This is a genomic window from Bacillus sp. CFBP9009 (genome assembly GCF_036541465.1).
Lineage (GTDB): Bacteria > Bacillota > Bacilli > Bacillales > DSM-1321 > Peribacillus.
Map to the genome: position 1 here is coordinate 91,365 of NZ_JAZHFU010000015.1, position 14,474 is coordinate 105,838.

The window sequence follows — 14,474 nt, forward strand, 5'->3', positions numbered from 1 at the left end:
CCCTAAATTACTACAATACCACAGTATATTGATGAAAAAAAGTAGATACTCCTTCCTCTCAAGAGTTATCCACATGCCGTTAATCCATATTCTGTAACACCCATTTTAACTTATCCACATGTGAATAACAAATATCGTCCGCTTCCCTTTACGGATCAAGAATATATAGAGAAATATGTCACTTATTGTTGAAATCAACTTTGCAAAAAAATATTCGACACACATTGATAGCAAGGCCTAAAAAAAAGAACCCCTGCTTAAAAGCAGAAGGTTCATTTAAGTGGAGTAATGACTAAGTGGCGATAAGGTTCCGTCCCACTTGAAGTCGTTTTTATTTTTGGAAAATCCAAGAGAGCATTATGGATGACCTTTCGTTCATAGGATGGCATCGGCTCAAGTGAAACAGCTTTACCTGTTTTCATGGCTTTATTTGCCATTCTTTCGGCCAATTGGATTAAAGTGTCATTGCGGCGATTTCGATAATCTTCTGCATCTACAGTAATATTCAAAAACTGCTTCGAATATCGATTTGCAACCAGCTGTGCTAAATACTGAAGTGAATTTAGTGTTTGACCCCTTTTTCCAATCAATAAGGCAATTTTATCACCTGATAAATGGAATGTTACGTTCTTACCTTTACGGGTGACATCAATTTGTGCATTGACTCCCATTTCCACGCTGACATTCTTCAAAAATCCTAGTGTCTCTTCAATGGGATCGGCAGGCAATGTCACATGGACGATTGCCTTCCTTGCACCAAATAAACCAAAAAATCCTTTTTTGCCTTCATCTTCTATTTCAATCTCCACGAGATCCTTAGTGCTGTTCAGTTGAGCTAAAGCTAAATTTACTGCTTCTTCGACAGATTGTCCTGTAGCAGTTACTTTTTTCACTTTTTCTTTGCCCCTCCCGCGTTTTCCGCAGCTGCTTTTCTAAGATCCGGACCTTTGATGAAATATGTTTGAACAATACCAAAAAGGTTACCAACTACCCAGTAAAGAGAAAGAGCAGCGGGGAAATTAATAGCAAATACAACAATCATGATTGGCATGATGTAAAGCATCATCGTCATTTGTGCCGCCATTTGTGGATTGGAGTTCATTCCAACCATGGACATCTTTTGCTGGATAAAAGTCGTGATACCTGCAACGACCGGTAAAATATAATAAGGATCCGGGGAACCTAAATCAAACCAAAGAAAACTATGTAAAGCAATTTCTTCCGTACGGCTGATTGCATGGTAAAATCCGATCAAAATTGGCATTTGCACCAATATCGGCAAACATCCCGCCAATGGATTCACATTATATTTTGAAAATAGAGCCATTGTTTCTTGCTGTAGTTTTTGTTGTGTGGCAGCATCTTTTGAGCTGTATTTTGCTTGAAGTTCTTTCATTTCAGGCTGAATGGCCTGCATTGCTTTCGAGCTTTTCACCTGTTTGATCATTAATGGAAGTAATGCTAAGCGAATGATTAGTGTAACACCGATGATTCCCAAACCATAGTTCTCGCCAAATGCTTCAGAAAGCCAAATGATCAGGGCTGATAATGGATAGACAATGTATGAATTCCAAAAACCTTCACTATCCGCAGTAATAGGTTCTTTAATTTCCGTACACCCTGCTAACAACATCATTATCGAGGCTAGTCCAATAATGAGTAATATTCGTTTTTTCAACCGTAATTTCCTCCTAACTGCAATCAATCTTTTTTGAAACAATTGTGAACTGTTTGATAGAGGATTTCAAGGAAAAGTAATCCACTTTTTCCACAGTTACAATCGGGATTTTCTATGTCATCTTTCTCAAGTAACCACATGATCCGAGGAGTGCTTATTCGATATTAAGGGGACTTTATTGTTTTTTCATTTTAAAGTTTAGTGATTTAGAACGTTTCAGGACATGGATCAAGCTGCTTTTCACCTGGAAAAAGTCCATCTCCGCCGCTGGTTTTCGAGCAATCACAATATAATCCTTACCCTCTTCTATATCTTCTTTCAATTCCAAAAACGCTTGCCGTATGTATCTTTTGATTTGGTTCCTTACAACGGCGTTCCCGATTTTTTTACTGACTGAAAGGCCGATCCGAAAATAATCCTGACCTGGCTTTTCAAGGACATAGACAACGAATTGCCGATTAGCAGAAGATTCACCTTTTTTAAACACAAGCTGAAATTCGTCCTCTTTCTTAATCCTTAACTTTTTTTTCATTTTTACACCTTCATTACATGAATTGAGTCTCAGTAAATCCCTTATTTTGCGAAAAAAGACCACTGAGACTTTTCAGTGGTCTATGCAGATAATACTTTTCTGCCCTTACGGCGACGTGCAGCGATTACTCTACGTCCGTTTTTCGTGCTCATACGTGCACGGAAACCGTGAACTTTACTATGTTTGCGGTTATTCGGTTGATAAGTTCTTTTCATTATATGACACCTCCCTGAGGAATAACAGTTAAAGACAGTCTTTACAATTATATAGATGGAGGTTTCTACTTGTCAACCTCATCCATAAAAATATTTCTTTTTTAATGCTCAATGTCCAGTTGGCCTTTTTTTACTACCTAGCCTATTGTAAATGATTTTGCTCCGAACTGATATAGAAATTTTTGGGGAAAGGCAAATTTCCATCATTTTATCCATGAGCACAAATATGAGATTCGCAATGAATCCTCCCTTGATCGAAACAACATTCGACAAATAATAAGAATGGACGTGAATCATCTTTCGATCAGTCCCATGCAACTCTTTCGGCTTGAACAACGTCGTTCAAAACAAATTAATCGAGCCTATAATCACGGTCTGTGGATAAATTTCGACATGTTTTTTTCTATCCACATCCCATTTTATAGACTTTTGCACATAACAATGGCCTGTGGAAAAGTTTTTCCCACAAGCTCGGTAAGTTGTGGATAAAGTTTTCTAACCCATTGCAAGACGCCTGAATTTCTGATATTATATTTGTGTTTTCACTCTGAATAACTTTATCAACAGGTAACGTTTATCCACAGACTGTGAATAACTTGTGGATAGTTTATCCGACCTGTGTATATTAATCTGTCCACAGATGGTGGATATTGTCGAAAACCCTTTTTTCTTCTTTATTATATATTTCTTAAAATACCTGTTGATGAATAAACATTCAAATCTACACTGGTTCACCAGATGTAGTCTGTACAAAGGTTGTACAGCGCAAGATATAGTTTTTAGGCACTTCATTACACAACACAAAAATTCCTTAATACAGCTCACCGAACCTTTGCTGTCAAAATTAATATAAAGACGGCAATCGATGAGTTTATTTGTGCCTATACATTTAGATACAATTATTAAAAATATTTTGCAAAGGAGGGATAAGTTTGGATAACATCGATAGCCTCTGGAACCAGGCGCTCGGAAAAATCGAAAAAAAAATCAGTAAACCAAGCTTTGAGACTTGGCTTAAATCAACCAAGGCTTATTTACTGCAAGGTGATACATTAACAGTCACCGCTCCCAATGAATTTGCCAGGGATTGGCTTGAAGAACGCTATTCCCATCTTATTTCCGATGTATTGTTTGAACTTACCGGTGAGGAATTGGAAGCAAAATTCATCATTCCCCCCAATCAAGAAGATGATGATTTTACCGTTCCTGTTCAGCCTAAAAAGATAAAAAAGCAGGATAAAGAGCATGCTGCATTTCCACAGCATATGCTTAATGCGAAAAATACATTCGATACATTTGTCATCGGCTCCGGCAATCGTTTTGCCCATGCCGCGTCTCTCGCTGTCGCAGAAGCACCGGCCAAAGCCTATAATCCCTTATTCATATACGGGGGCGTCGGCCTTGGAAAAACTCATTTAATGCATGCAATCGGGCATTATGTTCTAGAGCATAATCCGAATGCGAAGGTCGTTTATTTATCTTCTGAAAAGTTCACGAATGAATTCATCAACTCGATCCGGGACAATAAAGCTGGGGAATTCCGTGATAGATATCGAAGCGTGGATGTTTTATTAATTGATGATATTCAATTTCTTGCGGGAAAAGAACAAACTCAAGAAGAGTTTTTCCATACATTCAATGCGTTGCATGAAGAAAGCAAACAAATCGTCATCTCGAGTGACCGCCCGCCAAAAGAGATACCTACACTAGAGGATCGCCTCCGTTCAAGGTTTGAGTGGGGCTTGATCACGGATATCACGCCACCTGATCTAGAAACGCGGATTGCCATATTACGTAAAAAGGCAAAAGCTGAGGGTCTTGATATCCCGAACGAAGTCATGCTCTATATCGCCAACCAAATCGATTCCAATATTCGTGAGCTTGAGGGTGCACTTATTCGTGTCGTCGCTTATTCTTCATTGATTAATAAAGATATAAATGCCGATTTGGCAGCTGAAGCATTAAAAGACATCATCCCTAGCTCAAAACCTAAAATAATCACCATCTTGGAAATCCAGAAGACGGTCGGTGAACATTATAGTGTCAAACTTGAGGATTTCAAGGCGAAAAAACGGACTAAATCCGTGGCCTTTCCAAGACAGATTGCCATGTATCTTTCCAGGGAGTTGACGGACTCATCCCTGCCCAAGATAGGTGATGAATTTGGAGGTCGCGATCATACGACCGTTATCCATGCGCATGAAAAAATCTCCAAACTCATGCAAACGGACACCCAGCTACAACGTCAGGTTAAAGAAATCCAGGACCAACTGAGGGTATAATAGATTCTGGATAATGTGAATAACTGACGACTACTTACACACAGTCTGTCCACATGTGGATAGACTGTTTTTCCTTAGGTTGAGTGGACTTATCCACATATCAACAGGCCCTACTACTATTACTACTATCTTTTTAAATAAAAATTATTAATAAATATGCCTATTCGGCAATAAAAAATTGGAGGATGAAACATGAGATTTATAATCCAAAGAGATCGATTAGTTCATAGTGTCCAAGAAGTAATGAAAGCAGTCACATCAAGGACGACGATTCCGATACTAACGGGGATAAAAATAAGCGTTACTAGTGAAGGTGTCACTCTCACAGGAAGTGATTCTGATATCTCCATCCAATCATTCATTCCGGCTGAGGTTGACGGAGATGAAATTGTTGAAGTTAAAAGCAGCGGCGGTATTGTCCTGAATGCCCGTTTTTTCAGTGAAATTGTCAAAAAGCTGCCGATGGATACTGTAGAAATTGAAGTGGAGAACAACTTTCAAACGATTATTCGCTCTGGTAAAGCTGAATTTAATCTAAATGGACTGGATCCTGAGGAATATCCACATCTTCCAATCATTGAAGAAGAAAATATTTTCAAACTTCCAACGGACCTTTTAAAGACCCTTATCCGACAAACTGGCTTTGCAGTGTCCACGTCAGAAACACGCCCTATCTTAACAGGTGTAAACTTGAAGGTTCAAGATGACGAATTAACCTGTATTGCAACAGATAGTCATAGGCTTGCAATGAGAACAGCCAAAATAGAAAATAAAATTAACGGGACCTATAGCGTTGTCATCCCAGGTAAAAGTCTGAATGAGTTAAGTAAAATCCTTGATGATACAAACGAACTCATTGAAATCGTCATTACCGAAAACCAAGTACTTTTCAAAGCTGAAAATTTATTATTCTTCTCAAGACTTCTTGAAGGGAATTATCCTGATACATCACGCTTGATTCCATCAGATAGCAAAACCGATGTGACCGTTCACACCAAGGATTTTCTACAAGCGATCGACAGGGCTTCTTTATTGGCGAGAGAAGGAAGAAATAATGTCGTCAAATTGACAACCCTGGAAGGCCGTATAATCGAAGTCTCTTCCAATACTCCTGAAATTGGTAAAGTAATTGAAGAAGTTCAGGCAGAAGCCATTGAAGGTGAAGACCTGAAAATCTCATTCAGTGCCAAATTTGTAATGGATGCTCTAAAAGCATTGGAAGGTTCCGATATAAAAATTAATTTCACAGGAGCAATGCGTCCGTTTGTCATTCGTCCGCTACATGATGATTCCATGCTGCAATTAATTCTCCCGGTAAGAACTTACTAAGCTAAAATAATATTTCAAAAAAATTAAAGGCTTGTATAGCAGGTCTTTAATTTTTTTATATTTAAACATAGATTTCCAAAGGGTTTTTGGCGTTTTTTAAATGCGGTACGGAACGCTGAATCGCTAAAAATAAGAACTGAAAAAGCTATACTTTGTCTTAATGGGATTAATTTAGTAAAATGAAATATTAAAGACTACTTAGAAATGAGTGAGGCATGAAATGGACTCCATAAAAATCAATACTGAATATATTACGCTTGGACAATTCCTGAAATTGGCCGATTTAATCCAAAGCGGGGGAATGGCGAAATGGTTCTTAAGTGAATACGAGGTTTACATTAATGGCGAATTAGACGTGAGAAGAGGCAGAAAATTAAGATCAGGTGATAAAATAGAAATTCCTGGATTTGGCACCTACACAATTACAAGCTAAAACATAAGGGAAGAGCGGAATATGTATATTGAAAATATAAGTTTGAAAAATTACCGCAACTATACCGAATTGAATCTGACTTTTGAGAATAAAGTCAATGTAATCCTCGGCGAAAATGCTCAAGGAAAAACAAACGTCATGGAATCTATTTTTGTTTTAGCAATGGCAAAATCTCATCGCACCTCAAATGATAAAGAACTTATTCGCTGGGATGAAGAGTATGCTAAAATAGAAGGAAGAGTTAGAAAGAGAAATACCTCAATACCACTTGAGCTGACCATTTCAAAAAAAGGGAAAAAGGCGAAGTGCAACCATATTGAACAAAGAAAGTTGAGTCAATATGTCGGAAATATGAATGTGGTCATGTTTGCGCCTGAGGATCTAAACCTTGTAAAGGGAAGTCCTCTAGTCAGACGCCGTTTTATAGATATGGAAATTGGCCAGGTTTCTCCCGTATACCTTCATGATATGAGCCAATATCATAAAATACTTCAACAAAGAAATCATTACTTAAAGCTTCTGCAGACCCGGAAACAAACGGATACGACGATGCTTGACGTGCTGACCGATCAATTTATTCAGTATGCAGCGAAAATTGTCGAAAGAAGATACGAGTTTCTTTTAAAGCTCCAGCAATGGGCAGAGCCGATTCATTCGGGGATCTCCAGAAATCTAGAAGTATTGAAAATCCAATATAAACCGTCGCTTGATGTATCAGAATCTATGGATTTGACGAAAATGATAGAAGTATACACAGAAAAATTTGATAAAATAAAAACAAGGGAAATTGAACGGGGTGTAACACTGGTAGGTCCTCATCGTGACGACCTGGTTTTTTTTGTGAATGACCGTGATGTCCAGACATACGGTTCACAAGGACAACAGCGCACGACAGCCCTGTCTTTGAAACTTGCCGAAATTGAGCTGATCCATGAAGAAATCGGCGAGTATCCCATTTTATTATTGGATGATGTGTTATCGGAACTTGACGATTTCCGTCAATCCCATTTACTGAATACAATACAAGGGAAAGTGCAAACATTCGTGACGACACCCTCCGTTGATGGAATCGATCATCAAACCCTAAGAGAAGCGTCCACCTTTTATGTTAGTCAAGGAAGTATAAAAAAGGTTAAATGATGAGGTGAATGTATGTATCTCCATATTGGTGAAGACATTCTTGTGAAAACGGACGATGTCATAGCCATTTTAGATAAGAAGCTGCTTCAGGCATCTCCAATCATGAGTGAATTTTTGGAGAAAAAGTCTGATGTAACTTACCATTTAGCAAAAAACTCGGTTAAATCGATTGTAGTGACGGACAAACAGGTATATTATTCACCGCTTGCGTCGTCCACTTTGAAAAAGCGTTCACTGCAGCCATCGCTCTTAATCGATGATATAGATATTCTTTGAATTGTAGCTAAACGTTATAATTACTCCTTAAAATTGATAATGCCAAAAGAAAAGTGTAGGTGATACGTATGACAATGGAACAAAAAGAAGTACAAGCTCAGGCATACGATGAGAATCAGATACAGGTTTTAGAAGGCTTAGAAGCAGTTCGTAAACGTCCGGGGATGTATATCGGCACTACCTCTGCAAAAGGACTTCACCATCTTGTTTGGGAAATTGTCGATAATAGTATTGATGAGGCACTAGCTGGTTTCTGTACGGAAATCAAAGTGACGATCGAAGAAGACAATAGTATAACAGTAGTCGATAATGGTCGGGGAATTCCAGTGGGGATCCATGAAAAAATGGGACGCCCAGCTGTAGAAGTAATCATGACGGTCCTTCATGCGGGCGGTAAATTTGGCGGCGGAGGTTATAAGGTCTCCGGAGGTCTGCATGGTGTGGGGGCATCAGTAGTTAATGCCTTATCCACGGTATTGGAAGTTTACGTTCATCGTGAAGGTAAAATCCATTATCAGCAATTTAACCGCGGTATCCCAAAAGAAGATTTGAAAATCATCGGGGAAACCGATCATACCGGAACGACTGTACACTTCATTCCTGATGGTGAAATCTTCACAGATACCCTGGAATATGATTTCGATACATTAGCCACACGAATCCGTGAGCTTGCATTCCTGAATAAAGGCTTGAAGCTGATCATTGAAGATAAACGTGAAGAAGAAGAGAAAATCAGGGATTACCACTATGAGGGCGGTATCAAATCTTATGTTGAGCATTTGAACCGTTCTAAAGAGGTATTGCATGAGGAACCGATTTTCATGGAAGGCGAGAAAGATGGAATTTCCGTTGAATTGGCTTTGCAATATAATGACAGCTATATCAGTAATGTCTTTTCTTTTGCCAATAATATTCATACCTATGAAGGCGGTACACATGAATCAGGATTCAAGACTGCTTTGACCCGTGTCATCAATGATTATGCACGGAAAAATGGTCTTTTAAAAGAAGCTGATGCCAATTTCTCAGGTGAAGATGTCCGGGAAGGTTTAACGGCAATCATTTCGATTAAGCATCCTGACCCGCAATTTGAAGGTCAGACGAAAACCAAACTCGGAAACTCTGAGGTAAGAACGGTTACTGATTCCATTCTTTCGGAACGACTTGATGCCTTCTTATACGAAAATCCTGCCGTGGCCCGAAAAATTGTAGATAAAGGGCAAATGGCAGCGAGAGCCCGATTGGCAGCGAAGAAAGCACGTGAATTGACCCGGAGGAAAAGTGCTTTGGAAGTATCCAATCTACCAGGTAAATTGGCAGATTGTTCTTCTAAGGACCCGAGTATCAGCGAATTATACATCGTTGAAGGAAACTCGGCGGGAGGATCGGCAAAACAAGGGCGGGACCGTCATTTCCAAGCCATCTTGCCGCTAAGGGGTAAAATCCTTAATGTTGAAAAAGCGCGATTGGACAGAATCCTGCATAATGAAGAAATAGGTACGATCATCACAGCACTTGGAACAGGCATTGGTGATGAATTCAATACTGAAAAAGCTAGATATCATAAAATTGTTATCATGACAGATGCGGATGTGGATGGTGCCCATATCAGAACGCTGATGTTGACATTCTTCTACCGGTATATGAGAAAAATTATCGAGTATGGATATATATATATTGCTCAGCCGCCACTTTTCAAGATTCAGCAAGGGAAAAAAGTGGATTATGCTTATAATGACCGCCAGCTTGAAGAGATCATGGCGAGTTTGCCAAGTACTCCCAAGCCTAACCTGCAGCGTTATAAAGGGCTGGGGGAAATGAATCCGGAGCAATTGTGGGAAACGACCATGAACCCTGATACGAGAACGCTGCTTCAAGTCAGTTTGAAAGATGCTGCCGAGGCAGATGAAACTTTCGAGATGTTGATGGGCGACAAGGTCGAACCGCGACGTAACTTCATTGAAGAAAATGCAATTTATGTAAAAAATCTTGATATCTGATTTTTTGACAGGATGCTTTTTACATCCTGTTCTTTACATAGTGCACGAACAGTTAAATTTAAAAGAGAGTATAAGCTTTTAATAGGAGGTTGGCTCCATGTCAGAAAATGAAAGATCAGGTGTAAAAGAAATAAATATAAGTACCGAGATGCGGACATCGTTTTTGGATTATGCGATGAGTGTTATCGTGTCGAGGGCTTTGCCTGATGTAAGGGACGGTTTAAAACCGGTACACCGAAGAATTCTTTATGCAATGAACGATCTTGGAATGACTTCGGATAAACCATTTAAGAAATCAGCCCGTATTGTCGGGGAAGTCATCGGTAAATATCACCCGCATGGTGATTCGGCTGTATATGAAACGATGGTACGGATGGCGCAACCTTTTAACTATCGCTATATGCTTGTAGATGGTCATGGGAATTTCGGTTCAGTCGATGGCGACCAAGCTGCCGCAATGAGGTACACAGAAGCGAGAATGTCGAAAATCTCGATGGAGTTACTCCGGGATTTAAATAAAGATACGGTCAATTTCCAGGATAACTACGATGGTTCAGAAAGAGAACCAGCCGTTATGCCTGCCCGCTTCCCGAACTTGTTAGTGAATGGTTCATCAGGAATAGCGGTAGGGATGGCAACCAATATTCCGCCCCATCAATTAGGTGAGGTAATTGACGGCGTATTGGCTTTAAGTAAGAATCCTGAAATTACAATTCCAGAGTTGATGGAATATATCCCTGGGCCGGACTTTCCGACAGCCGGTTTGATTTTAGGACGAAGTGGAATCAGAAAGGCCTATGAAACCGGAAAAGGATCAATCATTCAACGGGCGAAAGTCGAGATTGAAGAGAAACCGAATGGTAAACAGGTAATCCTTGTTAAGGAAATCCCTTATCAAGTGAATAAAGCAAGATTGATTGAAAAAATTGCAGAACTTGCTCGAGATAAGAAAATCGAAGGCATTACCGACTTACGCGATGAATCGGATCGCAATGGCATGCGTATCGTCATGGAGCTTCGAAAGGATGTTAACGCGAATGTCCTTTTAAACAACCTGTATAAGCATACCGCGATGCAGACCACCTTCGGAATCAATTTGCTTGCTTTGGTGGACGGTCAGCCTAAAGTGCTGAATTTAAAACAATGCCTGCACTACTACTTGGAGCATCAGCAGGTAGTCATACGGCGCAGGACTGAATTTGAATTACGGAAAGCGGAAGCCCGCGCTCATATTTTAGAAGGGTTGCGCATTGCACTTGATAATTTGGACGCAGTCATTTCGTTAATCCGCAGTTCCCAAACGACAGACATTGCCCGTGAAGGCTTAATGACACAATTCTCACTTTCCGAAAAACAGGCGCAAGCTATCCTGGATATGCGTTTACAGCGCTTGACAGGTCTGGAACGTGAAAAAATTGAAGATGAATATCAGGCATTAATGGCTATAATTGCAGAATATAAAGCGATTCTTGCTGATGAGGAAAAGGTTCTTGAAATTATCCGTGAAGAGCTTCTTGAAATTAAAGAACGTTTTGATGATAAACGGAGAACTGAAATCACATTAGCCGGCTTTGAAAGCCTGGAAGATGAAGATTTAATCCCAGAGGAAAATATAATCGTAACACTTACGCATAACGGTTATATTAAACGCTTGCCTGCAACCACATACCGCAGTCAAAAACGAGGGGGTCGCGGAATACAGGGTATGGGCACGAATACAGATGACTTTGTCGGTCACTTGTTAACCACTTCGACTCATGACACTCTATTATTCTTCACCAACAAAGGTAAAGTCTATCGTTCCAAAGGTTATGAAATACCTGAATATGGCAGGACGGCAAAAGGATTGCCGCTTATCAATTTGTTGGAAGTCGATAAAGGTGAGTGGGTCAATGCAATCATACCGGTGAAGGAATTTGCGGACGATTGGTATTTATTCTTCACGACCAGACATGGGATATCGAAGCGTACACCTTTGTCGTCTTTTGCAAATATCCGTAATAACGGTTTAATTGCCCTAGGTTTACGTGAAGATGATGAATTGATTTCTGTCCGACTTACGAATGGAGAGAAACAGATCATTATCGGAACGAAGTCCGGGATGATGATCCGTTTCCCAGAGACGGATGTACGGACAATGGGACGTACTGCAGCGGGAGTGAAAGGGATTTCCTTAGGGACGAATGATGAAGTTGTCGGAATGGAAATTCTTGAAGATGATGAAGAAGTTCTGATCGTTACGAAAAACGGTTATGGAAAACGGACCTCTGCGGAAGAATACCGTATTCAAAGCCGTGGAGGAAAAGGAATAAAAACATGTAATGTCACTGAGAAAAATGGTGAACTTATAGCCGTGAAAACAGTTACGGGTGTAGATGAAGATTTGATGCTGATTACAGCAGCTGGTGTATTGATCCGAATGGAAGTCGAAGGCATTTCTAAAACGGGCCGTAATACACAGGGTGTTAAGCTCATCCGACTCGAATCCGCAGATAATGAATATGTTTCGACGGTTGCCATCGTAGGAAGGGAAGAAGAAGAAGAAGAAAAAGAAGAAAAAGACCTGGATATAGAAACGGTCACGACTCTAGATCCGGATTCTGATCCTGAACCTACTGTAATTGAAGAAAATGAAGAAACTGAAAAAGATACGGAAGAATAATCTTTTCATTAAAAAAGGGGTTCGGAATTAAAATTCCGAACCCCTTTTGAAATTCCCTTTGAATTTTAGCCTAAAGTTAAAGTTTTATTAATTCAATTTTTAAAACAATGAAGACTTTAGGCAAAGGGTTCTATCAAAAATTAAAACAAAGTTGATTGGAGCGGGTGTGCGAGACTCCTGCGGGAAAAGCGAGTACCTGTAGAGGAAATCAACGCTCAAATTGTACAGACCGTAAAAAAACTGTAGACCCAGCAATTAAGCAGGGTCTTTTTTTTGCGCATTAGCTGGATTTCAAAATGATATCAAGAGTGTTTCGAGTATGAGTAAAAAGACTTATCAATTTTGGAGAGAGTTGCTAATAAATTGATTTTTTTTAGGTATTTAATCATAATAAAGATAGTTTTTACCATGTTTTTCAAGTAAAATGATACTCATTAATACTACCGAGGTGAAACGTTTTGCTAGTGAAAACTCGCTATTTAATCGAAGGCTGCATCCTCTCGAAAGAAATTAAAGGTCTTTCAAACCGCCCCATAATGCATGAAAAAACAATATTGACCACGCGATTGATTGAGGCTTTGCAAGCCTTTTTAATAACAGAGGTAAGCGTTGAAAAAACTTTGATTGATGGAAAGAAATTTCTGCCGAAAGAAGTAATAGATCCAGAATTGGATGAAATGGAAGAGTCATCGGATTTTACGGATTTGTATCTTAAGTCAGTACAAACATATAAACGATTATTTAAAAATTGGCAGGCGGGCAGTAAAGTCGAGGTGGCCATGATTCGTTTAATCATGATTCCCCTTATGGATAAGGCTTTAGAGGAACCAGGAAACATTTTGATGCTGCACCACTATTGCAATAAAGAAGAATATGTATATCATCATGCCATTTCCATTGGATTAATAGGAGGTTATATTGCATATAAAATGAAATGCAATAGAGCTGATGTCTACCAAGCAGCAATTGGCGGATGTCTGGCAGATTGCGGAATGGCAAAGCTGCCACCAAGGTTATTAAATAAAACGGAAAGCCTGACAGCGGATGATTATGAGGAGATACATGCTCATCCTATTTTCAGCTACAAGATGATTAAAGATAGTTCCATCATAAAGGATAGTGTGAAGATAGCCGTTCTAGAGCATCATGGAAGGTTAGATGGAACGGGATATCCCAAAAGGTTGAAAACAAAGCCCATGAACTTATTCTCAAAAATCATTGCTGTTGCAGATGTATTTCACGCTATGACTTCCGAAAGGACATATAGAAAGAAACAATCACCGTTTAAGGTATTAGAGATGATCTTACATGATGATTTTGGTAAATTTGATATTGGGGTAGTTAAAACCTTGTTATCAAGCTTCGCTAATTTTTCCATAGGAAGCATGGTCAAACTGAACAATGGATTTATCGCTGAAATCATTTTTATTGATGCCGGCTCGCAAACAAGACCGGTCATAAAGGTGATGGATAGTGAACAAATTATCAATTTAGGGATTAACCGGGAATTATATATAGAAGAAATACTTTAATGTTCAAAGAAAAAGTTTACTCTTAAAATGTAAGCTTTTTCTTCTTGATTAGGTACAGTCATAGGATTTGAAATCTATGAATTCATGTATATTATTTATTTTAAAATAACTATTGCTTTTATTCATGATACTAGATATAATAACTAAGTCGACAGCGAAAGAAAAAAAGTTGTTGACAAAAAATAATATAGTTGATATATTATTAAAGTCGTTTCCAAACAAACGACAAAAATTGCTCTTTGAAAACTGAACAAAACAAAGCGCCAACGTTAAATTTTAAGTGAGCACACACTATTAAAAAAGCAAATGAGCAAGTCAAACATTTCTTCGGAGAGTTTGATCCTGGCTCAGGACGAACGCTGGCGGCGTGCCTAATACATGCAAGTCGAGCGAAT

General features: G+C 39.2%; 12 protein-coding genes and 1 rRNA gene. 9 read left to right on the plus strand and 4 right to left on the minus strand.

All coding sequences use genetic code 11. From position 1 onward, the window contains the following. Positions 1 to 272: 272 nt before the first annotated feature. The 4 genes from jag to rpmH all read right to left on the minus strand — a co-directional run bounded on the left by jag (position 273) and on the right by rpmH (position 2,425). Complete coding sequence (jag, locus tag V3595_RS23660) at positions 273 to 893, minus strand: RNA-binding cell elongation regulator Jag/EloR (RefSeq protein ID WP_485910051.1); 621 nt, start codon at positions 891 to 893, stop codon at positions 273 to 275. Continuing rightward, the gene (gene spoIIIJ, locus V3595_RS23665) at positions 890 to 1,678 is read right to left on the minus strand and encodes a YidC family membrane integrase SpoIIIJ (RefSeq protein ID WP_063234312.1); all 789 of its coding nucleotides are present in this window, start codon (positions 1,676 to 1,678) and stop codon (positions 890 to 892) included. Before spoIIIJ ends, jag begins: the two co-directional genes overlap by 4 nt. A gap of 175 nt (positions 1,679 to 1,853) precedes the next feature. Then, complete coding sequence (gene rnpA, locus V3595_RS23670) at positions 1,854 to 2,210, minus strand: ribonuclease P protein component (RefSeq protein ID WP_063234313.1); 357 nt, start codon at positions 2,208 to 2,210, stop codon at positions 1,854 to 1,856. A gap of 80 nt (positions 2,211 to 2,290) precedes the next feature. Continuing rightward, the gene (gene rpmH, locus V3595_RS23675; protein WP_034316183.1) at positions 2,291 to 2,425 is read right to left on the minus strand and encodes a 50S ribosomal protein L34; all 135 of its coding nucleotides are present in this window, start codon (positions 2,423 to 2,425) and stop codon (positions 2,291 to 2,293) included. A 932-nt stretch (positions 2,426 to 3,357) separates the two neighbouring features. On the opposite strand from rpmH, the gene dnaA reads away from it, so the two are divergent. The 9 genes from dnaA to V3595_RS23720 form a co-directional block, all read left to right on the plus strand. Then, entirely contained in the window at positions 3,358 to 4,707 is a 1,350-nt protein-coding gene (gene dnaA / locus V3595_RS23680; protein ID WP_057914144.1) for a chromosomal replication initiator protein DnaA, read from the plus strand. A 192-nt stretch (positions 4,708 to 4,899) separates the two neighbouring features. After that, complete coding sequence (dnaN, locus tag V3595_RS23685) at positions 4,900 to 6,036, plus strand: DNA polymerase III subunit beta (protein WP_101223982.1); 1,137 nt, start codon at positions 4,900 to 4,902, stop codon at positions 6,034 to 6,036. 220 nt (positions 6,037 to 6,256) lie between these two features. Continuing rightward, a complete protein-coding gene (gene yaaA, locus V3595_RS23690; RefSeq protein WP_034316192.1) occupies positions 6,257 to 6,469 on the plus strand; it encodes a S4 domain-containing protein YaaA in 213 nt (70 codons plus the stop codon). 21 nt (positions 6,470 to 6,490) lie between these two features. Continuing rightward, complete coding sequence (gene recF / locus V3595_RS23695; protein ID WP_048687943.1) at positions 6,491 to 7,609, plus strand: DNA replication/repair protein RecF; 1,119 nt, start codon at positions 6,491 to 6,493, stop codon at positions 7,607 to 7,609. Positions 7,610 to 7,621: 12 nt separating this feature from the next. After that, entirely contained in the window at positions 7,622 to 7,885 is a 264-nt protein-coding gene (remB, locus tag V3595_RS23700) for an extracellular matrix regulator RemB (protein ID WP_101223983.1), read from the plus strand. 74 nt (positions 7,886 to 7,959) lie between these two features. Then, positions 7,960 to 9,885: a DNA topoisomerase (ATP-hydrolyzing) subunit B gene (gene gyrB, locus V3595_RS23705; RefSeq protein ID WP_485910054.1), complete on the plus strand. Its 1,926-nt coding sequence runs from the start codon at positions 7,960 to 7,962 to the stop codon at positions 9,883 to 9,885. A 97-nt stretch (positions 9,886 to 9,982) separates the two neighbouring features. Next, on the plus strand, positions 9,983 to 12,547 hold the full coding sequence (gene gyrA / locus V3595_RS23710) for a DNA gyrase subunit A (protein WP_485910056.1): 2,565 nt from the start codon (positions 9,983 to 9,985) through the stop codon (positions 12,545 to 12,547). Between the two features lie 464 nt (positions 12,548 to 13,011). Then, the gene (locus V3595_RS23715; protein ID WP_485910068.1) at positions 13,012 to 14,079 is read left to right on the plus strand and encodes an HD-GYP domain-containing protein; all 1,068 of its coding nucleotides are present in this window, start codon (positions 13,012 to 13,014) and stop codon (positions 14,077 to 14,079) included. Positions 14,080 to 14,403: 324 nt separating this feature from the next. Continuing rightward, a 16S ribosomal RNA gene (locus V3595_RS23720) occupies positions 14,404 to 14,474 on the plus strand; the annotation flags it as partial.